This is a genomic window from Shewanella sp. (genome assembly GCF_013214165.1).
Lineage (GTDB): Bacteria > Pseudomonadota > Gammaproteobacteria > Enterobacterales > Shewanellaceae > Shewanella.
The window spans coordinates 65,706-84,904 of record NZ_JABSSM010000002.1 but is presented as its reverse complement, the minus strand read 5'-3'; the positions used below and the strand labels follow the sequence as shown (position 1 = coordinate 84,904).

The following is a 19,199-nucleotide window of genomic DNA, read 5'->3' as shown; positions in this document are numbered from 1 at the left end:
CTCCAATGTCGCTACCTCCCTGTTAATACTCGTTGCTATAATTTTCTGTGGTTACCGAACCTAGACAGACCTTGGATGAAAACAAGGCCTGTCTATGATGTAAATCCTATCCATTATGAAACTAGGTCATTAAAACTCGTTCCACTCATCTTTGTTGATACTTAGACTACCGTGGCTGTCTCCCGAGACCAGGGCCAGTGGCGCGGATGCTATCCCCGAACTCGTATTGCCACTGGTCTGGAAGAAGCCAAGTTGGGTCTTCATGTTCCTGGCTTGGTCAGCCATGGCTTCACCGGCTGCCGAGACCTGTTCTACCAGGGCGGCGTTCTGTTGGGTCATTTCATCCATCTGCGAGATAGCCTTATTGACCTCTTGAATACCAGCAGACTGCTGAACCGAGGCGATACTGATCTGGCTTATCATGTCGGCGACCTTAGTCACAGCTTGCACGATATCTTCCAGAGTTTCACCGGATTGGTTCACTAGCTGGGTACCGTCGGTCACCTTGCCCACGCTGTCGCGAATAAGCTCCTTGATCTCCTTGGCGGCGCCGGCACTTCGTTGAGCAAGATTACGCACCTCGCCAGCAACTACCGCAAAACCGCGTCCCTGTTCGCCCGCTCGTGCTGCCTCTACGGCGGCGTTGAGTGCAAGTAGGTTGGTCTGGAAGGCTATCTCGTCGATAACCCCTATGATATCGGAGATCCGCTTACTCGAGTCGTTGATGGCTTCCATGGCTGCGACAGCCTGCTCGACCACCTTACCGCCATGTTCGGCCTTGGAGTTAGCTTCCTGGGCCAGCTCATTCGCTAGGGTGGCATTCTGAGCACTCTGGGTCACAGTCGCCGTCATCTCTTCCATGCTGGACGCTGTCTCTTCCAGAGACGCAGCCTGCTCCTCGGTTCTTTGACTCAAGTCTGCGTTGCCCTGAGCTATTTCTTCTGCGCCAGAGGTGACTGTGTTGGCCGACTCGTTGATGCCGCCTAAGACTTCGGTGAGTCTCGATACAGTCGCATTGGCATCTGTCTGTAGCTTACCGAACTGACCCTGGTACTCGCCTTTGATCTGACGGGTCAGATCTCCCTTGGCTAGGCCATCGAACATGTTAACCACATCTGAGATGACGTTATCTGCGATACCCACTAAACGGTTGAGGCCGTTAGAGAGGTTGAGGAAGAAGCCGTCCTTACCTTCGGTGGAGACTCTATGACTCAAGTCACCTGCCGCTGCCGATGAGATGATGGTGTCGATCTCGTGCTCGATGGCTACTTCTGCGGTGCGATCTGTCCATTCGACGACTGTGCCTATGCTATCGCCATTGTCATCCTTGATGGGGTTCGCCACCACCTTGAAGGTGCGCCCGCCAATTAATAGCTGGCTCGAGTAGGTGGATGTGAGTCCACCTAGCAGGCCACGCTGATGGGCCGGATTCTTATGAAAGTCATCGATATTGACGCCGATAAGCTTATTGGCATCGAAGTTAGGCAGATCCTTGATTATGTCGGACTGTGCATTTCTGAACATGTTACCCACGGCACTGTTCATATAGATGATATTAAGGTCGGCATCTGCCACCATGGTATTGGCGGAGACATTGTCTAGTGCCTGCTTGATGCGGGCGTTTTCCGCTGCTAGCTGCTGCTCCTCACCTTCTCGCGCTAACTTATCGGTCAAATCTTGCCACTCGACAACCGTGCCGGTGCGTTCGCCATTATCGAACACTGGGGTGGCGATTAAACCGAAAGTCAGGCCTGACACCTCTATGTTGGTCTCGAAGGTTTCAGTGAGCCTATCCAGCATGCCCCGTTGATGAGCCGGGTTCTGATGGAAGATATCGATATTACTGCCCATCAGAGTGCGCATATCGAAGCGACTCAGGCTCTGTTTCAGGGTCCTCTCGTTCGAACCGAGCATCTGGTTGAGTGATTCATTGAAGTAGATGATGTTGTAGTCCGCATCGGCCATCATCACGTTGGCCTTACACACATCCAGCGCCTGCTTGATACGGCTTGTCTCGGCGGCCTGCTGTTTATCCTCCTTCTCTCTAGCTAACTTGGCGGTGATATCTTGCCATTCGACCACAGTACCTGTTCTTTCACTGTTATTGAAAACCGGGGTGGCGATAAGCTCGAAGGTGAGCCCTGAAATTTCTATGCTGGTCTCAAAGGTGCTGGTTAGCTTGTCTAGCATGCCCCGCTGATGAGCAGGGTGCTTATGGAAGATATCGATATTAGCACCCAATAGTGTCTTCATCTCGAAGCTTTTAAGTTCCTGCTGTAGCGTTTTTTCATTATTACCGAGCATCTCGGTGAGTGAGTCGTTGAAATAGATGATGTTATAATCGGCATCTGCCATCATGACATTGGCCTTACATACATCCAAGGCTTGTTTAATTCGTAGGTTCTCACCCGATGTTTTTGCCGCGGTGACTTGTTGGCTTTGAACCGTATCCATCAACTGATTGGCGGCGGATTTTATATTATGCAGATCCCCTTTTAAATCCGTGGTAATTCTTTGGTCTTGATCTCCGTTGGAAAAGGCTGCCATTGTTTCATTAATTGAATTTAGTGCATTTTGCGTCTCATTCATCAAGGCATCAAATGCCTTAGCGGCTTTACCAAATTCCTCAGTTGATTTCACATTCAAACGAGTAGAGAAATCACTGTCCTGTTCAACACGACTCATGCCGTCGATTAAATTATTAATCGGTTTAGTCACGGACTTTGTCGTAATAAAGGCGGCGATAGAGCCTAAAATAACGGCTAAAATACTGCCAAGAACGGTCACTAAATCGGTGAAGTCAGCGGTGGATTTTTGCTCCTCTGCACGTACCAAGATCAAATCAGATTCCTCGGCAACAAACTCATTTAAAATGGAGCGCATCTCATCCATATATTGTTTGCCAATTCCTCTTTTAACAAACTCAGTGATTTCACCTTGGTAAGAGTTTTCTCTTAAATTGATGGCCACTAGCACATGCTGCTGTAACCATTGACGCTGAATGCTTTCAACTTGTTTAATTCTAGCCACTTGAATCGGGTTATCTGACACCGTCTCTTGCGCTTGCTTGGTTAATTCTGCAAAGTCTTTTTTACCTTGATCGAAAGGTTGCAAAAATTCTTTTTCACCTACAACAAGGTAGCCTCGAAATCCTGTTTCCATATTAACCAAAGATGCGGTAATTGAATTACCAATATCGATAGCCTTATAAGTATGGGTTACCCATTGACTGGTAACCAAAAGCTTGGCTAAACTGCCGTGAACTATGGCAGCAATGGTTAGTATTAATGCTAACGGAATTGCAAACCCTATGGTTAATTTCCATTTCAACTTTAAATTATCAAACATGCGGTTCTCACTTTATATTATCCGTTGACGACCTGTTTATCGGCATCAAGATTATGCATTAACTGCGAAAGAAGCTCTGCTTCAGGTAAGACTTCATTACCGAGTAATCTATTGATATCAAGCAAAATAACCATCTTCTCATCGGCATTGGTCAAGCCCTTGATGAAAGATAGATCTGTGTCTTCACCGAAATTGGGTGCGTCGCGGACATCGTCATTATTGACGCTGAATACATCGGATACTGCATCGACGACTATGCCTATGACCTTATGTTCGTTAGCGATGGCAACTTTGACCACGATAACGACAGTTGTGGCACCATAATCTAAGACCTCGATACCGAAGCGTTGGCGGAGATCTATGATGGGGACTATGGTGCCCCGCAGATTAATAACCCCCTTCACATGACTCGGTGCATTGGGGATCACTGTGGTGGACTCCCAGCCCCGGATCTCCTGTACCGATAGTATTTCGACTCCATACTCTTCGTTGGCCATGATGAAGGTCAGGTACTGCTGACTGTCTTCATCGTTATCTTGCTTCATCCCCTGATTATATTTGGGCTGCATATTTTTAATTTTCTCTGTCATTGCTCCAGGCTCCATCTTGCTTAATCTGTTATTTTCAGCGCTATCTCGCGTGTTAATTCTGAGTCTTGTTTCATATTGGTCATTGGCTAGCGTGTTAATTGTGCGCCTTGTTAGGCAGCATGTTCTTTCATATTGGTAATGCCGGCTAGGCTGACTAATCCGGTAACATCTATGATGAGTGCGACCGTGCCATCACCCAGTATCGTCGCGCCAGATACGCCAGGCACCCGGTTGTAGTTATCTTCCAGGCTCTTGATGACTACCTGTTGTTGTGACAATAGTTCATCGACCAGTAAGCCTATCTTGTCGTTATTGGAGTCGACTACCATGACCAGGCCGTCTTTGATCTCTTTGGCATCTGAGGTGTGACAAAATTCTTGGTACACCTTGATCACTGGCAGGTATTCGTTTCTGAGCTGTATCAGTTCATGGCCGTCACTGAGGCGGTTGATCTTGTTAGGCTTGACCTGTAATGACTCATGAATGGAAACCAGGGGCACGACATAGATATGCTTGCCCACCCTGACTAGTTGGCCATCGAGTATGGCGAGTGTCAGGGGTAACCTGATGGTGAAACGGCAGCCCTTATCTTGGGTGGATTTAAGTTCTATGCTGCCGTTGAGTTCATTGATGTTTCGCCTGACTACGTCCATGCCCACACCGCGTCCCGAGAGATCTGAGACCGCATCGGCGGTGGAGAAACCTGGCTTAAAGATCAACTTATGGATCGCCTCTGTGCTGAGCTCTTCCTCTTGACCGACGAGCCCTTTCTCCCTTGCCTTGCTCAGAATTCTATCGGTATCCAGACCGGCTCCATCGTCTATGATCTCTATGATGATGCTACCTCCCTGATGAAAGGCGTTGAGTGTGAGGGTGCCTACTGCTGATTTTCCCTTGGCGAGGCGTTCTTCCGGTGTTTCCAGACCATGATCCAATGAGTTACGCACCAGATGTACCATAGGGTCGACAATCTTCTCCATCACAGTCTTGTCGAGTTCGGTATCTTCCCCTTTCAGCACTAGATCCACCTTCTTCCCTAGCTGCTGACCGATATCTCGCACTAGCCTGGGGAAGCGATTGAAGGCGAAGCTGATGGGGAGCATACGGATCTGCATGACGCTCTCTTGCAGATCTCGGGTATGGGTGGCGAGTTGTTCCAGTCCTTGCTTGAGTGATATGAGTGATTCTTCGTCTATCTTATCCTGCTGGCCTATTTGACCAAGCATGGCTTGGGTAATAACCAATTCCCCCACCATGTTTATCAGCAGATCTATCTTGTCTATGCTGACCCGAATCGAATTGGTTTCGGGGAGTTTAGCCTGTGAGGCTGGCTTAGGTTTTTTCTCTTGGTTAGCTTGTCCACCGTCAGGGTTAGTATTGTCATTAATGACTGAGGTGGAGGAGTAATTGATGCTGCACTCATCTTCGACCCATTCGAATACCTCTCTTAGTCGCTCTAAGGGCTGGTCTGTGATGAGTTCGAGCTGCCAGTTGAGGTAACAAGCTTCCGGATCTATATCATGAAATTCAGGTGATGAATGCTCGGCCAGGTTGACGCTGAGCTCTCCCAACAGTCTTAGCTCGTTGAACATGAGGTAAGGATCGTTACCACAGCGCAGTATGTCGACACCCGCCTGGAAATCTATGGCCCAACGTCGGAGTCCGGGGGACTCTTGCTGCGCCAATGTGTCGCTATTCGAATCGGACTCTTCAGGCCTAGCATTGTGAGTACTCTTGTGGATTTCGAGCGTAAATTGCGTCTCGAGTTGAGCGAGCTGGGGGTCGTCGAAATCGATTTTTCGCATCAAGGCATCGATCATGTTTCGTAGTAGATCGACGGAGAGCAGCAGCATGTCTTGATGCTCGTTGGTCATCTGTCTGCGCCCATCACGGATCTCATCGAGCAAGGTCTCCAGCAAATGAGTGTAGTTAGCGACCTGACTGAAACCGAAAGTGGCACTGCCACCCTTGATGGAATGAGCCGCGCGGAAAATGGTGTTGATGGCTTCTGCGTCGGGGTTATTGACGTCGAGGTTAAGCAGCTCAGACTCCATGGCGCCTAACCCTTCTAGACTCTCCTCGAAGAATACCTGACTGAATTGACTGAGATCGATTTCCATATTAAATGTCCGTTAGATCCATCTGATGATTTGGATGTTGTTAACCAAGCACCTTACGCACGGTTGCAAGTAGTTGATCTGGGTTGAAGGGCTTGACTATCCAGCCGGTAGCACCTGCGGAGCGGCCCTCTTGCTTCTTTTCTGTGCCTGACTCAGTTGTCAGCATCAGCAAGGGAGTAAATTTATAGTTTGGCAAGGTGCGTAGATTACGAATTAGAGTGAGTCCATCCATGATGGGCATATTCACATCCGAGATGACCAGATCGTATTCGCCTCGTTGGGCTGCTTTCAAGGCCTCGTCTCCATTACAGGCCTCTGTGACATCGAAGCCCGCCATTTTTAGGGTGAAACAGACCATCTGACGCATGGAAGCCGAGTCGTCTACCGCAAGTATTTTTTTCATCGTTACTTTTCCTCATCCAGTTCGGCTTGTAACACTGGAATGGCTATTTCTGGAATATTAATACCCAGATTTTGTAAATTGATTTGAAGTTCTGGCTGACAGTCTAGCCAGTGGACTCTTAGGGAGCGGGATGTACATGTTTGGGAGAATAGATAGAGGAGCTGGGCCCCGGCAGTATCGACCCTGGTCAATTGACTGGCATCTATATGCAGCTCTTTGTCATGGGTTAATAGTTGTGAAAGTTGTGCGAAAATGGGCTGAATATTTCGAATGGTTAATTCAGAATCCAATCTGATTGTTTGTTCCGGCATTTGATTTCCTTTGGCTGGCTTTCTTCATCCCTGCAAGATAATAAGATAGTCGTAAATTTGAGTATTGCCTCTTTTGTCGGAGTTTTTTTTGATTATTTATTTGAGTTATCGTTACAAATTGGCGCGCTCTAGCTGTCGAACAACGGCTAGAACGCGCCAATAAATATTGCCATTTTTCGCTTTTATTAGATTGTAAATAGTATTGCCAGGCGGTCCTATTCCAAATAAATTACATGCAGATAACTAATGGGATGAAATATGCAAAGTTGTAACCGTGTAGTGGTCACAGGTATGGGAGCGATTACTGGCATGGGTAGGTGTCCCGCTGAAATCTGGCAGAGTGTGTTGTCAGGGGCCGTGGGCTATGGTTACCGGGACTTATCTGAGTCGCACATTCATGCGCGTTTTTTCAGTTTTATCGAAGACGAACACTCTGTGGGAGAGGCGTTGCCTGCAAGATTGAGCCGGGCTCTCGGACGGGAGGGGGAGCTGGCGTTTTACAGTGCACTACAGGCGATGACACAGGCGTTCCCTGATGGTAATTGGCCCGAACATTACGCTCGGGAAAAAGCCGGATTGGTCATGGGCACTGGCTGGGGGGGCGGGGACGCAGGTCGCTGGCTGGCGGACAAGTTTGCGCGTAAAGGCAGCAGCCACCCACTCGGTAACCTGAAAAGCATGCCCAGCTCAGCTGCTGGGGCATGTGCTACCCATTTCGGTCTTCACGGCACTCAACTCACACTGTCAGGCGCCTGCGCTGCAGGGGCCATGGCAGTCGGCCAGGCTTATCGGGAAATTCAGCGGGGCGGGGCTGATATGATGCTGGCGGGTGGTTCTGAGTCGATAAGTCACCTGTCGGCCATCTGGGAGATGGATGTGCTTCAGGCGCTGACAAAAGAACCGCAGGACATTCGCAAAGCCTGCTGTCCGTTCAGTTCAGATCGCAGTGGCTTTGTGCTCGGAGAAGGGGCGGCCGTACTGGTACTGGAGAATTACGACAGCGCTAAACGCCGTGGTGCCACCATCTTGGGTGAGATAGTCGGTTATGGGTATCGCTGTGACGCTAGTGGCTTTGTCAGTCTCAGTGAGGATCTCAGTCATAGGGCAGGTGCAATATCTGCCGCTTTGAACGAAGCTGGACTTGATGCTGCAGATATTAACTACATTAATGCGCATGGTACATCCACTCCCGCTAACGATGTTCATGAAACTCTGGCAATAAAGCGTGCGCTGGGTGAGCAGGCCTATCACGTGCCAGTGTCTTCGACCAAATCATCAACCGGTCACCTAATCGGTGCCGCAGGGGCGCTGGAATCTCTGTTTTGTCTGCATGTTTTAAATGGGGGAGTCGCTCCGGCTACCTGGCATCTGGACTCGCCCGACCCACAATGTGACCTAAATTACTTGGCCAATCGTAATCTGAAGGGGGACTTCAAGACCGTCATGAACCTGAATTCAGGGTTTGGCGGGCATAATACCGCGCTTATTTTTCAAAGGATGGGTGCATGAGGTTTAGTGAGCATGAGGTGCAGCAATGGCTACACGATAGTGGAGACCGCAATCCGATTCACCGCTCACTCGCGCACGCCAAAAAGTGCGGGTATCCAGCTATTGTCGTGCCAGGCATGTTGGCGGCCATGATGCTGAAACGACGGCTTCTGCTGTTGCCTGGCGCGTCGGATCTGGGCGTTCAGGTCCGCTTTTCTGGTCCTGTGTATGTAGAACGTGAGTACGAGATGCGCCCTTACGGGGACGGAGTGGGGTTGTGGGAGATACAGGCGAGTACGCCAGCGGTGAGCGCATTTGTGTCTGACGGTGAATGGCCGCAGCTTGCTTCTCTGCCTTTAGCGTCTAATGAGTGGATTTTATCATCACCTGGGAAGGGGGATCTGGTGAATTGGGAGGCCCAGATTTTCGGATGTTTACTCAAAACGCTATCAGATATTCCCGTTGCCGGCCAGCCGTTGAACCGCTGGTTTGAAGATGGGCGGGTTGTGCAGACCGCGAGTGTCGTTCGCGGCAATGTAGCCGCGTGCATGCCAGCGTCGGTGATTGAATGTGATGCCACGACGGTAAATGCCGGAGAGTGGCACATGATGACAATGAATGCCCGCGCCATGGCCAATGAAAGTTGGCTGGAGATGCGTGTATCAATGATGGTCAAACCTTAGTGGGAGATAAATATGCAAGATGAAATTTTTACTTTTTTACATCAATTCATCATCAGGATAAAACGTGAACTTAAGCCGAGTGATGTGACACCACAAAGTACCGTAGTAGCGCTTGGGCTCGACAGTCTCGATTTCGCGGAATTGCACGTGGAACTGATGGAAAGGTACCAGTTTGATTTTTTCCGCAATAAACCGAAAGACTTCAAAAACACGACTCTGCAACAGCTGGTTGAGCAAGTTGTAGGTCAATAAATGTTCCTGGGTAACCGGGAATGTCATCACGTTATTCAATAGGATAATACTTACATGGTAGTTTTAGAACAAGAGCAGATAACGGCGCTGTATCGTCATCAAAATACAGCAGATTGGGTCGGGGAAACTCAAATGACCAGCCGCTGGTGTGAGTGTGTGCCTTTTACGGTCAATGGTCAGCGTTATCTGGCTTCTTTCTTTCGTGCGAATTACATCAATGGCTTTGGTAGTTACAAAGAAATGCTGTTTGCCACGACCGATGGCGGCGTATTTATGCCGAAATACGAGCATCGTCACATTAGCCTGCATACCATTAGCGACGCAGAACAGCTGATACAGCTGGATGCGGACGCAGTACCACCGGAGTTTGCATCCTTGTTTGTTTTTACGTTGCTGAAGGCAACGTTGGAGTACCAGCGTTCAAATCGTCATGTGAATCAGTATTTCTTTCACTCTGACGGGGAACTTGGGCCGCTGGTTAAAATGCGTGCGGATGAGCTGCTGACAGAAATCGGCGGGGCGTTGAGTATAACCTTTTATGAAGAGTTGGCAGCGCCTATGGTGGGTTTTACGCTGATAGCAGCCCAAAGAGCGGAGACAGCAAGATGATTAAGAGTGATTATACGGTTGGTGATGTGAGAATGGAGACCCTCGAGATCATGTTCGATGGTTTCGATGGTTTTGTTTATGCGAATGGTCGCCAGCAGGCAAAGCTGAGAATCAAAGCGAGAAAGCAGATTGTGAATCAGGATATGCGTTGGGTCAATATGCCTTTGAGTGATGATGAGAAGAACAGTATTGAATTAGTGACACTTAATAAGCACAAAAACCCACCAAAGGGTGTGGTGTATAAATTCTGTTCGGATGGCTATAACTTTGGTCCTTTGAATGTGCAAAAAACTATGATTGACGAGAACGCTTCAGTGGAGGGTGGTGAAGGATATGAATACATTTCCCTTTTTGTATCCACCAACACTACACAAGCTCATGATTTGGCTGTATTCATTAATCTTGCGGGTGAGAAAAACTGGTGTTATTCCGATGATGCAGGCACAGACAAGTTCATTACTCTTGAGGGGAAGACGCCCTACTCCATCAATGCATCGGATATGAAGGCGAGTGTTGATGATGCGTATTATTACCACAACGCTTGTACTCATATTCATGATGTTGATGTGTATTATTGGACATTGCCTCACGGTTTGACAATGACATCGTTGGCAATATCGGGGGGGATGAGATATGCAAATAATGAAATATACTTCTTCCAATCCGGTTGGGATATGGAATATATACGCTGGAGCAGGCTGTATGACATGAGTATTACAAGTCTGACTGTAGGCGACTGCACTCCAAGTAGTGATAGGAGATCAGGTGACCCTGTGCCGTATAACGCAAGTAATGTGCATCTGACTGCCACGAGATACAAGTTAAGTGGTAGCTCATATCATGATGCAGAGACTAGGGTTACCGGAATCTACCAGTTTGTTGATAATTTCGGTTGTAAGCATGAATTACACGTTCAGGAACAAACTGGTGATAGCAACCTCATCGAACTAATCGACGCGTAATCATTCAATACATAAAAACAGGGAGCAGTGCTCCCTGTTTTTTTTGGGAATAACAATGTCTAATATTTATTCAAATGCAACCAACTTTTCCTCTTTCATGAACGGCTCCGTGGACTTACGTACCGGCCAGTACAGCGCAGTGATGAAACTCTGTACTCTGCATGCTTTGTTTGACAGCGAGAGCAGTCGTGATATCAGCCTGACTTATTCGCTGATGAATACCCTGAATACCGGTTTTGGCATCGGCTGGAACCTATCGGGTCTCTCTGGCTGTAGCACGACCGATAATATGCACTGGACTCTGAGACTTGCCGATGGCCGCACGTTCCAGATAGACGGGTTTTACTCCGATATTCTGACGTTTAAAGATAAAAAACTGGATGATTTCTTTGTGACCAGAGTCGACGATTGGGTCCTGTCGGTGGTGTACAAGAATGGCACTGTGGAGACACTGGAGCGCTTTTCTGACGGTGGGCCATATTATATGACCGCGGTGGCATTTGAAAACGGTGAATCATATACGTTCACATACGGCTCCGCCTCCGGCTTTGACGGCCTACTGGAAACCATTACCGATATGGACGATAAGGTTCTGCTATCACTGACGTATGACGGATTGTGGGTTGATAGCTGCCGGATTCAGACGGATTCAGGGCGTACGGCGGAAGTTGGGATCGCGTTTATGGCGGGCCAGCTTGAGCAAATGACGGTGCCTGGTGAAACCTTGAACTGGGATGATATGACGTGCTTTGTGTATGAAGCGGTCGGTAGCTACAGCGCCCTGAAAGAAGTGCATTCGCCGATGGGCAGTGTGCAACGAGTGTGCTACGACGCAACAGGACACCGCATTGATGAGAAAGACTATCTGCCCAATGTTGTCCGTTGGGAAGTCGAACCCGGAGGCGGTCAGCCACCCGTTGTCAGAATTTATAATTACTCAGATCGGAACTTTCTGGGCTACGAAGATGGCATGAGTCACGAATATGGTGCAGATAATCTGTACCGACACATCGGAGACTATAACTATTGGGCGCAAGAAACGTTAGTAGACAGTGATGAACAGATACTGAGCACCCGAGAGGCGACCTTTAATAAATACCATTTGGCGACTCAGGAAATCCTCACCGATCAGGGCTGTCAAGTAACGACAGACACGGTTTATAACGAAGAGCCTGGTCGGGATTTCTATGGCCAGCCAGCCAACCTGCAGCTGCCGCGTAAGGTGACGACCACCTACAGTCAAGGCGGAGCGTCACGGAGTGAGGTGACGGTAAGTAAAACCGACAAATTTGGTAATGTGACGTTCAGTCAGGATAGCACCGACCTAGCCGTCACTAACACGTATTATCTCGCCGCAGGGGAGAGCGGCTGCCCGCCGGAGCCGTTCGGTTATTTTGTCCGTTATCTGCAACGCTCCTCGCAGTCTTGCAGTACTGAAGATGAAAAAGTGTGGGATTATGAATACGTGTCTCTGAAGGTATCCAGTGATCAGGGGAACGGCACCCTGGTGTTGGAAAACAAGGTGACCTACAGCAGCGGCGCATCAGTGAAGGTGATGGAGACCACTTACCTGGAGCAAACGGCTAGCCGCCTGCATGCATTGCCATTGTCGCAGGGGGTCACTATCAATGGCTGCACCACTAGGGAGCGTTATGACTATACCTTGAATGCCGGCCTGCTGATGATGGTGACTACTTTTGAAGGCGATGATGGCGTGTCGGTGCAGACCAGCGAGCACTCAGATGTGATCCAGAGTGTAGTATTAAGCCATATCGATGTAGAAGGCCGGACAGAGTCGCGTGAATATGACGTTCAGGGAAGACCGGTGAAAGTCACTTTTGCACCGGGCAGCGAATACGAAGTATCAGAATTGGCGCAATATGTGTTTGCGCGGGACGGTGCTATGGCGAAGGCGATAGTGACGAATCGCTGGGGCGTGTCGGAGCGGGTGGAATTCGATGGCCTAGGGCGGATGGTATCGGTCAGTATACAGGATGATGACGCTACAAGTGATTGTGATGGTCGATGCACTGGAACATACCGGCAGATAACCAGCAAGCAGTACAATCAAGTGGGGCGTTTGGTTCAGGAGGTTGAAAGCGATTATTTGGACGGGAAGGAAGTGATTCGCCGTCAGCAAGATCACACCTATGACGGCTGGGGACAAATCAGTACTACAGTCTATGATGACGGTGTCATCGACATCAGTGTTTATGACCCCGTCGCCCTGACCCTGACGCAGGGAATGAAGAACTCAGCAGGCTCGGCTTTAGCCTCTCGTCGCCTTACGTATAACCAGTTTAAAAAGCCGGAAAAGATCGAAGAACTCGATGCGAAAGGAGAGGTATACGCAACTATTTCAGCTGTTTATGACGGGTTTGGCCGACCGAAATCGGTGACTATGGCGGATGGAGGACAGCTTGCTATTAAGGCGTATGATGGTTTTGACCGTCCCGAAAAAGTTGAGCATTTGGATGGCAGTCTTCATGATTTGACTTATTTTACTGCATCATCAGAGATGCAGTTGAGCCGCATCGATGCTCTGCGGGATGGGGCTGTCCCAGTAACCTTAGGCACGCGTGAGTTTGATGGGATAGGGCGTATAACCTCGCAATCTGTGAATGGGGTAAGCCGCCAGTATCGGTATCATACCGGCAGTATGCTGCTGTCTTCTCAGACCAATGCTCGAGGGCAGACCGTTGCCTGTAAACGGCTGGTAGAGCTGGAACGCATAGCATCCGTTGATATGACTGGCAATGGGGCTCCAGAGGTGAATTTCACGTACTCCAAGACGTCGGACAGTACGCTGCCGGCGGGCCTGGTAACGCAAGCGACCAGTGCGACGGGTGGATACGAATACATATACAGTCGCAGAGGAAACTTGACCGAGGTGATCCAGACGGCACAGTCGCAAGCCCAATCATATCAGGTCGGTTACGGGGCTTTTTTACTGCGTGGCGGCGCCAGTGAAGTCACCGCTGGTGAGCGGATTGTATCAAGGTCTTATAATCTGTTGGGGCAAGTCACGGAAAGTCGCGACGACGCCGTAACGGTCAGTAATCAATACGACAGCTTCGGGCGTTTGTCGGTCATGTCTGTCAGTGAGGACGGGCAGCTGGTTCAGAGCACAACACTGACGTACGACGAATTCAGTCGTGAAACACAGAGGAAGATTACGGCCCAGGAGCATACTCTCACCATAGGGAGTGCGTATGACACACTGCACAAAATGATATCCCGAAGCGTGAGTACGGGCTGTGGTGAGTCTCTAAGAGAAAGTTATCGGTATGACGTTAGACACCGCCTTACTGGCTATAACATCAGCGCTGATAGCAGTGAAAGTTTGTTACCTAAAAATGAATATGGCCGCGCTATTTCGAGTCAGGCACTGGAATACGATGACCTGAACAACCTGATTAAGCAGAGTACGTTCTTTCCGTCGGGTGAATGTGATGAGGCGATACTGACTTATGACGTGCAGAGGTTGTTGGGTGTCAGCCATTCTTTGTTGACTGGTGATAATGCCTACCCGCAGAAGACGGTGCTGGATTACGATAAAGATGGCAATCTTGTATCCGTCACTGACGATGGGGTGGCGCGTCATCATTTTGCCTTTAATGCGCTTGGCAGTGTGGTGCAGTGTGATGACGTAGCGTATGGCTATGATCCTTATGGCCAGTTACTGAGCAGCGGCGAGACAGTGCGTTACTATCAAGGCGATCAGGTGATGAGCGAGCATTCACCGACAGGCGAACGCCGCTTTGTGTCTCAGGGAAAGACGACGATAGCTGAGATAACCGCTGGTGAGACTCGGTGGTTACAATCCGATGCTAAAGGCTCTGTGGTTGGGGTCCTCGAGGGCAGTCGCTGGACTTACAGCCCGTATACCCCGTCTGGTGAGGGGCAGGGGCTCAGCCGCACAGGGTTTAACGGTGAACTCAGAGATAGTGTAGCGAACAGTGCGTATCCGCTGGGTAATGGGACTCGTTGGTATTTGCCGGGTCTGGGGCAGTTTTCGGGCATGGATGTACTGTCGCCGTTTGGGGAGGGGGGACTGAATCCTTATCGTTACTGTCATGGTGATCCGGTAAACCTAGCTGATCCGAGTGGGCACATGTCGGTGGGAGCGATAATCGGTAATGTTATCGGTGTGATAGGTGCGGTTGCCGGTATTGTCATGGCGATACCAACCGGAGGAGCATCATTAACCCTGACAGCGGGCGCAGATATTATGCTTGGAGCCACAGAGCTAACAGCCACTGTAACGAGTATTGGTTTATCGGCGGCCGGCGATGAAAAGGGTGCTGAGATAGCGGGAGGCATTGCTACTTTGGCGGGGCTTGGCTCTATGGGGAGAGGCATCAAGGCTCATGTTTCAGGAGGTAGCCCTAGAGTAAGATTGCACAAGTGGAGCACCACAGAGATGAGTGCTGATTTGCTTGATAAAAAAGCAGGAACGCGAGATCCTATGGGGTATACAAATAATTTTAAAGGTACAGGAGAGGAGGCGATACTGTTACACGGTTCTCCAGATGGGAAAGTGCAAGTTGGAGCGTGGCCAAGACGACTAAAGAAAGGGGGATGGGAAGTCGACGATAGTCACGCTCTCTCATTGTCAGGCAAGGAACTTCCCAAGTATATGAAAAGGCATCATGGGATAGATTTATATCAAGGTAATAAACCTGTGCACTTATTAGCTTGTTATGCTAAATCCAACACTGCACAAGATTTAGCGACTGAAATTGGCAGGCCTGTTATTGCTTATTCTAAGCAGCCGATCTGGACCCCGAGCCTGAGCCATATCGAATCGCCAAATTATTCTATAGGAGCAGAATATCGAAAATATGACCCAAGAAGACTCTTTTCCGTGACTCATCAGCCAAAGGCGAGAGAATTTGTCTAAATTATAACACTGAGCGTTTGAGCTGAAAACTCGAACGCTAAGGCGTTGTAACGTACTCAAGTAGCACTCAATTATTCCATTATGACTCAGTTCATGGCAGGGCATTTTAATAGTCCTTGCCATGAACACTATCCTCAAGCTGATAAAATCAGCGTCGTTCTCGACACCATAAGCTAGCCGAACTGGTGTGATCCGGTACTAATGCCTAAGATCTAGCTGCTGCCTTATAATTGGCTATTATGGTTTGTATATCTGCGATGAGATTTTGGTTTGAAATTTGGGGTAGCTTACCCGGAGCAGAGGATCTAGGTTTTATTATCGCCACCTTGTTTCCATCCGGTGATATTAGCGCCATAGATGCACTGTGGTCGACCTGATAGTCTTCCCCATCGCCGACCATGGCATAGACGAAACCTAGGTCTCGCGTGAGCGGGAATAGCTGGGCATGCTCGCCGGTGATGGCGATAAATTGAGGGTTGAAGAAGTTCATATAGCTTAACAGCTTAGTCTGGGTATCTCGTTGAGGATCGACGGAGAGAAAAACCACTTGTAGCTCTGCATTTTCTAGCAATTTGGGGTAAGCAGCAGTGAGTTTGCCCATAGTCGTAGGGCACACATCCGGGCAAGAGGTGTAGCCGATGAAGAATAGGCTCCATTTATCGGTTAAGCTGGTATTGGTAAAGGTTTTGCCATGTTGATCCGTGAGAGAGAAGGGGGCCAATGGCTTAGCGATTGGAAACACGAAGCTGGTGGCAAGATCCAGCTCTGTGTCCTGTAGGGAATAGATGATGGCATTGGTCTGCTTACTCTTCTGCAACTGAACCGCGGTCACACCGCCGAGGCCGAGTAAAACTAAGCCTGAAAGCGCTACGGCTATTAGCCTAAGTTTTTTTTCCATCTAATAACACCCCTTGCAATCACTGAACTGTGAAGTAGTAATAAACGAATATATTATGCTTTGAGGTTTATACCCAGAGGTAATGATCGACCAAGAGCAGGATAAATAAGATCATCAGATGATAGATGGAGAAGCGAAACACCTGCATTGCCAGACCAGGTTTGTCATCATATTTAAGCTCCCATGCCTTATAGAGGAAGCCGCAACTCAATATCGTCGAACCCACCAGATAGATGGGGCCGCACATTCCCACTATAACGGGTAGCAAGCAGGCGATAGCCAGCAGCAAGGTATAGAGCAAGATACAGGTCTTAGTAAACTCGACGCCATGGGTCACAGGTAGCATAGGGATATCGACCTTGGCATATTCCGCTTTCCTGTGAATGGCCAATGCCCAGAAATGTGGCGGGGTCCAAGTAAAAATAATAATAACTAGTAGCAGGGCATGACCGTGAAACTCTCCGGTTATCGCCGTCCAGCCAAGGAGTGGCGGCATGGCTCCGGCGAGTCCACCGACGACGATATTTTGTGGGGTGGCACGCTTGAGGTAAGTGGTATATATGATGGCATAGCCTACAAGACTGGCAAAGGTGAGCCAGGCGGTGAGCTCATTGACTAAGGTGTACAGCAAGATGAAGCCCAATAGAGCTAGGCTGATAGAGAAGGTGAGAGCCTTAGTGACAGAGATACGTCCCTTAGGCAGGGGGCGATTATAGGTACGGGCCATCAGGCCATCTATGCGTCGATCGATGAGGTGGTTAAAGGCGGCGGCTGCACCAGCCATCATGCCTATGCCTAGCATGCCAATAATTAAGGGCTGCAGAGGCACGGCGCCAGGTACCGCCAGACACATACCGACTAAAACTGTGAGCAGCATAAGCGCCACCACTTTAGGCTTGGTCATCTCATAATATGCGCGCCACTGCAGTGGTTCGCCGTCGGTCTTAGGCTCAGTGGCCGAAATTGAAACTGGTTTTGCCATGGCTCTTCCCTCGCTTAGGCTTTACGCCCTTTAAATTATTATTCTGCTTAAAACTTAAAACTTAAAACTTAAAACTTAAAACTTACGTATTTCGCCGCAGGGCGTAGTTGATAAACACTAATGTCAGTAGCAGCATGGCTGCGCCGGCATTATGAGATACGGCTATGCCCAAAGGCAGATGCAAGACAACATTGCTGATCCCCAGCCCGACTTGCAGTATGACTAAACCGGTCAAGACCAGTGCCGCTCGCTTCAAGAGTGCCGATTGAGACTGGGTAAAAAGCTTGTAGGCCAGCCAGAGCAAGATACCTGTGGTCAATATCGCGCCAAATCTATGGGCAACATGTATGGTCATACGTGAATAATAGTCGAGTACGCCAAATTCATAAGTCTCGTGTTCGCCTTGAAAAGGATTAAAAGCCTGAGTGAGCTGTAAATTCTGGTACCAGTTCCCCTCGCAGATAGGCAGTGAGGTACAGGCCAGCGCCGCATAGTTTGATGAGGTCCAGCCACCGAGTATGATCTGTAAGATCAAGACTCCCATGCCAGCCAAGGCTAATGGGGCCAGTCTTTTAGCGGCAAGATCTGCCCCAGGGAGCCCCTGTGGTTTAGTCCTGAGATAGAGCAGGAGTAGTAGTGAGATTAAGCTGAAGCCGCCGATGAGATGAGACATGACCACAACCGGCATGAGTTTCATGGTAACGGTCCACATCCCCAACGCGGCCTGAAATAGGATCAAGATGGCGATGATTGTTGCTAGCTTCTTGGGGGCATCCGGTTTTTTTAAACAGAGAATGAAGATCACCAGCACGAGTAATCCTAGGGCTGCGGCGATATATCTGTGGATCATCTCTAGCCAGGCTTTCTTTGGCTCAACTTGCTGCCCGGGGAAGGCATCTTGTGCCTTCATCAGCTCACTGTGTTGGCTGGGGACTTTCATCATGCCATAACAACCGGGCCAATCGGGACAGCCGAGGCCTGCATCGGATAATCGGGTATAGGCCCCCATTAAAATGACACAAAGAGTGAAGACAAGGGTGATTCTGAGTAGGTTTTGGATCCCCATTAGCCGACTCTCGATAGTTTGAGCATCTTTCTTAAGTCAGCTATGAGTGATTTACCCTGCATGATCTGCTTGTCCATGCCATTAACCGCGGGATAGCGCATGACCAGGCTGCCCAATGGGTCGACCACAATCATTTGCTGACTGTCCAGCATCTTTATCATGGCGCCATTGGCCTTCGCCGTGTCGAACTTGTATGCAGTCAGGGCGTGGAGATCGCTATCTTGGCTGAGTAATATCAAGGTATGAACCCTGTCTTGATCTCGTCCCAGGGCGATATGGCTCTGTTGCAGGATATAGAGATGATCCTGACATTGCTGATCACACTTGTTTGGTAGCAGGTAGAGGAGTTGCCACTCTCTAGGCTTAGGGTTGTCCATCATAAGGCTCTGGTAACTAGTGCCGATAGGAAGTAGTTCTCCCTTATTGGTGGCACCGCCTCGATAGAGATCTAAGCTGAGCACAATTTTGGCCGCGGCCACAGGCAGGATGAAGACTAAGAAAAGTAAAATTAAAGGTTTAGCGCCGCTCTTTTTGGGGGAGTTCATACTCTCTCCTAAGAAAGCCCATATGAACGCCCGTGCAGG

General features: G+C 49.2%; 15 protein-coding genes. 6 read left to right on the top strand and 9 right to left on the bottom strand.

The genetic code is table 11. The features are described 5' to 3' along the window. Window positions 1–129 precede the first annotated feature (129 nt). The 5 genes from HRU42_RS01095 to HRU42_RS01075 form a co-directional block, all read right to left on the bottom strand. Entirely contained in the window at window positions 130–3,348 is a 3,219-nt protein-coding gene (locus HRU42_RS01095; RefSeq protein ID WP_295028196.1) for a methyl-accepting chemotaxis protein, read from the bottom strand. A 17-nt stretch (window positions 3,349–3,365) separates the two neighbouring features. Next, complete coding sequence (locus HRU42_RS01090) at window positions 3,366–3,938, bottom strand: chemotaxis protein CheW (protein ID WP_295028194.1); 573 nt, start codon at window positions 3,936–3,938, stop codon at window positions 3,366–3,368. Between the two features lie 110 nt (window positions 3,939–4,048). Further along, window positions 4,049–6,058, bottom strand: coding sequence for a chemotaxis protein CheA (locus HRU42_RS01085; RefSeq protein ID WP_295028192.1), 2,010 nt, complete (start codon window positions 6,056–6,058; stop codon window positions 4,049–4,051). A gap of 40 nt (window positions 6,059–6,098) precedes the next feature. Continuing rightward, complete coding sequence (locus HRU42_RS01080) at window positions 6,099–6,461, bottom strand: response regulator (RefSeq protein WP_295028190.1); 363 nt, start codon at window positions 6,459–6,461, stop codon at window positions 6,099–6,101. A 2-nt stretch (window positions 6,462–6,463) separates the two neighbouring features. Then, window positions 6,464–6,772: a lipid asymmetry maintenance protein MlaB gene (locus HRU42_RS01075; RefSeq protein WP_295028188.1), complete on the bottom strand. Its 309-nt coding sequence runs from the start codon at window positions 6,770–6,772 to the stop codon at window positions 6,464–6,466. Between the two features lie 258 nt (window positions 6,773–7,030). Here HRU42_RS01075 and HRU42_RS01070 point away from each other — a divergent pair, with 258 nt between their 5' ends. From HRU42_RS01070 to HRU42_RS01045, 6 genes are all read left to right on the top strand, one after another. Then, window positions 7,031–8,281 carry a beta-ketoacyl synthase gene (locus tag HRU42_RS01070; protein ID WP_295028186.1) on the top strand — a complete coding sequence of 417 codons (1,251 nt, stop codon included), beginning with the start codon at window positions 7,031–7,033 and terminating at the stop codon, window positions 8,279–8,281. Between the two features lie 155 nt (window positions 8,282–8,436). Then, on the top strand, window positions 8,437–8,943 hold the full coding sequence (locus tag HRU42_RS01065) for a hypothetical protein (RefSeq protein ID WP_367227131.1): 507 nt from the start codon (window positions 8,437–8,439) through the stop codon (window positions 8,941–8,943). A 12-nt stretch (window positions 8,944–8,955) separates the two neighbouring features. Continuing rightward, complete coding sequence (locus HRU42_RS01060) at window positions 8,956–9,195, top strand: acyl carrier protein (RefSeq protein WP_295028183.1); 240 nt, start codon at window positions 8,956–8,958, stop codon at window positions 9,193–9,195. A 54-nt stretch (window positions 9,196–9,249) separates the two neighbouring features. Next, the gene (locus HRU42_RS01055) at window positions 9,250–9,804 is read left to right on the top strand and encodes a hypothetical protein (protein ID WP_295028181.1); all 555 of its coding nucleotides are present in this window, start codon (window positions 9,250–9,252) and stop codon (window positions 9,802–9,804) included. Then, the gene (locus HRU42_RS01050) at window positions 9,801–10,766 is read left to right on the top strand and encodes a hypothetical protein (RefSeq protein WP_295028179.1); all 966 of its coding nucleotides are present in this window, start codon (window positions 9,801–9,803) and stop codon (window positions 10,764–10,766) included. The genes HRU42_RS01055 and HRU42_RS01050 overlap by 4 nt, the downstream gene beginning before the upstream one ends. A gap of 1,465 nt (window positions 10,767–12,231) precedes the next feature. Continuing rightward, a complete protein-coding gene (locus HRU42_RS01045) occupies window positions 12,232–15,669 on the top strand; it encodes an RHS repeat-associated core domain-containing protein (RefSeq protein ID WP_295028177.1) in 3,438 nt (1,145 codons plus the stop codon). A gap of 205 nt (window positions 15,670–15,874) precedes the next feature. Here HRU42_RS01045 and HRU42_RS01040 read toward each other — a convergent pair whose 3' ends face one another. From HRU42_RS01040 to HRU42_RS01025, 4 genes are all read right to left on the bottom strand, one after another. Further along, window positions 15,875–16,567 (bottom strand): SCO family protein, encoded by a 693-nt coding sequence (locus tag HRU42_RS01040; RefSeq protein ID WP_295028176.1) that lies wholly within the window; start codon window positions 16,565–16,567, stop codon window positions 15,875–15,877. 67 nt (window positions 16,568–16,634) lie between these two features. Then, the gene (cyoE, locus tag HRU42_RS01035) at window positions 16,635–17,549 is read right to left on the bottom strand and encodes a heme o synthase (protein WP_295028174.1); all 915 of its coding nucleotides are present in this window, start codon (window positions 17,547–17,549) and stop codon (window positions 16,635–16,637) included. 82 nt (window positions 17,550–17,631) lie between these two features. Then, window positions 17,632–18,615, bottom strand: coding sequence for a heme A synthase (locus HRU42_RS01030; RefSeq protein ID WP_295028172.1), 984 nt, complete (start codon window positions 18,613–18,615; stop codon window positions 17,632–17,634). After that, window positions 18,615–19,160, bottom strand: coding sequence for a hypothetical protein (locus tag HRU42_RS01025; RefSeq protein WP_295028170.1), 546 nt, complete (start codon window positions 19,158–19,160; stop codon window positions 18,615–18,617). The genes HRU42_RS01030 and HRU42_RS01025 overlap by 1 nt, the downstream gene beginning before the upstream one ends. Window positions 19,161–19,199: the final 39 nt, after the last annotated feature.

Bases quoted from the DNA above. Each gene is read 5' to 3' on its own strand.
- HRU42_RS01030 (WP_295028172.1), bottom strand. From the start codon at position 18,615: ATGGGGATCCAAAACCTACTCAGAATCACCCTTGTCTTCACTCTTTGT.
- HRU42_RS01090 (WP_295028194.1), bottom strand. From the start codon at position 3,938: ATGACAGAGAAAATTAAAAATATGCAGCCCAAATATAATCAGGGGATG.
- HRU42_RS01085 (WP_295028192.1), bottom strand. From the start codon at position 6,058: ATGGAAATCGATCTCAGTCAATTCAGTCAGGTATTCTTCGAGGAGAGT.
- HRU42_RS01080 (WP_295028190.1), bottom strand. From the start codon at position 6,461: ATGAAAAAAATACTTGCGGTAGACGACTCGGCTTCCATGCGTCAGATG.
- HRU42_RS01060 (WP_295028183.1), top strand. From the start codon at position 8,956: ATGCAAGATGAAATTTTTACTTTTTTACATCAATTCATCATCAGGATA.
- HRU42_RS01070 (WP_295028186.1), top strand. From the start codon at position 7,031: ATGCAAAGTTGTAACCGTGTAGTGGTCACAGGTATGGGAGCGATTACT.
- HRU42_RS01095 (WP_295028196.1), bottom strand. From the start codon at position 3,348: ATGTTTGATAATTTAAAGTTGAAATGGAAATTAACCATAGGGTTTGCA.
- cyoE (WP_295028174.1), bottom strand. From the start codon at position 17,549: ATGGCAAAACCAGTTTCAATTTCGGCCACTGAGCCTAAGACCGACGGC.
- HRU42_RS01050 (WP_295028179.1), top strand. From the start codon at position 9,801: ATGATTAAGAGTGATTATACGGTTGGTGATGTGAGAATGGAGACCCTC.
- HRU42_RS01040 (WP_295028176.1), bottom strand. From the start codon at position 16,567: ATGGAAAAAAAACTTAGGCTAATAGCCGTAGCGCTTTCAGGCTTAGTT.
- HRU42_RS01075 (WP_295028188.1), bottom strand. From the start codon at position 6,772: ATGCCGGAACAAACAATCAGATTGGATTCTGAATTAACCATTCGAAAT.
- HRU42_RS01025 (WP_295028170.1), bottom strand. From the start codon at position 19,160: ATGAACTCCCCCAAAAAGAGCGGCGCTAAACCTTTAATTTTACTTTTC.
- HRU42_RS01055 (WP_295028181.1), top strand. From the start codon at position 9,250: ATGGTAGTTTTAGAACAAGAGCAGATAACGGCGCTGTATCGTCATCAA.